This is a genomic window from Nitratidesulfovibrio liaohensis (assembly GCF_011682075.1).
Classification (GTDB): Bacteria; Desulfobacterota; Desulfovibrionia; order Desulfovibrionales; family Desulfovibrionaceae; genus Cupidesulfovibrio; species Cupidesulfovibrio liaohensis.
Map to the genome: position 1 here is coordinate 1 of NZ_VSMK01000496.1, position 1,762 is coordinate 1,762.

Below are 1,762 nucleotides of genomic sequence, written 5' to 3' on the forward strand. Positions count from 1 at the left end.
CGCCGGGCGCAGGCAGCGGTCCGCTGGCCGGGCTGGGCGTGCTGTTCACCGGCTCGCTGACCACGCTCACCCGCTCCGATGCAGAGCGCCGCGCCGTGGCCGCCGGGGCCAGCATTCTCGGCAGCGTCAGCAAGAAGCTGGACTTGCTGGTGGTGGGCGACAAGCCCGGTTCCAAGCTCGACAAGGCCGCGAAACTCGGCATACGGGTACTGCGGGAACAGGAGTTTCTGGACCTGCTGGAAGGCAGGGGCGGGGATGTGCCGGGGGACGGTGATCGTGCGTCCGGCAACGAGGGCGAAGCGCCCGAAGTTTCGGCGGATGTTCCCGCCGCCCGTGAAGTTTCCGCCGAGGCGCCCGCCGCGATCTCTGCCGACGCGACATCAGGCGTGGCTCCCGGCGTGCCTCCCATCGTGTCGGGCGGCCCCGGCCATGCCGACATGACCGAGAGGCCCGACAAGACGGACAAGGCCGACGCAGCGGCCATGTCCCGCAAGAAGGACCAGCATTCGCTGCTGTGATTTCCGCCAGTTCCGATCAGACACCGCGCACGCCGGGCCGCATCCGGTTCCGGCGGCGCGCGCATAACGCATAAGGAGCGAGCATGAGCACTTCGATCATCGTCACGGGCGCCGGTGGCCGCATGGGTTCCACCATCTGCCGCATGGCGCAGGAAGACCCGGCCCTTACGCTGGCCGCCGTTGTCGAACGTCCCGAACGCCTGGCCTCGCTCGACGTGTGGAAATGCCCCGCCGGCAGCGACCCGGATGCGGTGTTCGCGCAGGTACCCGGCGGCGTGGTGGTGGACTTCACCTCGCCGGAGGCCAGCATGGCCAACGCCCGCGCCGCTGCCAGAGCCGGTGTGTCGCACGTCATCGGCACCACGGGCCTGACCGCCGAGCAGAAGGCCGAACTGGCCGAACTGGCCAGGACCGCGCGCATCTTCTGGGCGCCCAACATGAGCATCGGCGTTAACGTGCTGCTCAAGATCCTGCCGCAACTGGTGCAGCAACTGGGCGAGCAGTACGACCTGGAGATGGTGGAACTGCACCACAACCGCAAGAAGGATTCGCCCAGCGGCACCGCCCTGCGCCTTGCCGAATGCCTGGCCGAGGCGCGGGGCTGGAACCTGCCGGACGTGGCCAACTACCACCGCGAAGGCCTCATCGGTGAACGGCCCAGGGACGAAATCGGCATCCAGACCATTCGCGGCGGCGACGTTGTGGGCGTGCACACCATCTATGCCATGGGCCCCGGCGAACGCATCGAAATCACCCACCAGGCCCACTCGCGCGAAAACTTCGCCCAAGGGGCCCTGCGCGCCGCAAAGTGGCTGCCGCAGCAGCAGCCCGGCACCCTGTATTCCATGCTGGACATGCTGTAGGCTGGAATTTCGGGAGATGAATCGGGGGAAGGGGGAAACTTTTGAAAAAGTTTCCCCCTTCCCCCGAACCCCCTTTCCCCTTCCAAACTTTTTGTTTGGTGATGGGGGATATGCCAGCCGTGCTGTGTACCATCTCGCTGAAACATTTGCCTTGGTAAGCCCCAATGAAAAAGTTTTGAGAGGGTAGGGAGGGGTTCGGGGAGGGAAGGGAGAACTTTTCCAAAAGTTCTCCCTTCCCTCCCCGATACTCTCCATCTCTTCCCGATTCGGAGAACATCAATGAATATCGCGCTGTTGCAGTTGAACGTGGTGGTGGGCGACGTGGCGGGCAATGCGGCGCGCATCGAGGCGGCGGTCCGCGCCGCGGCGGCGCGGGGTGCG

Annotated in this window: 2 protein-coding genes; both read left to right on the forward strand. The window is 65.8% G+C overall.

The window, feature by feature from the left end; translation table 11 throughout:
* Window positions 1-518, forward strand: a 518-nt coding sequence (locus FVW27_RS14775) for a BRCT domain-containing protein (protein WP_341806153.1), incomplete at its 5' end; no start/stop codon positions are given.
* A gap of 83 nt (window positions 519-601) precedes the next feature.
* On the forward strand, window positions 602-1,381 hold the full coding sequence (gene dapB / locus FVW27_RS14780) for a 4-hydroxy-tetrahydrodipicolinate reductase (RefSeq protein WP_167126523.1): 780 nt from the start codon (window positions 602-604) through the stop codon (window positions 1,379-1,381).
* Window positions 1,382-1,762: the final 381 nt, after the last annotated feature.

Bases quoted from the DNA above. Each gene is read 5' to 3' on its own strand.
- dapB (WP_167126523.1), top strand. From the start codon at position 602: ATGAGCACTTCGATCATCGTCACGGGCGCCGGTGGCCGCATGGGTTCC.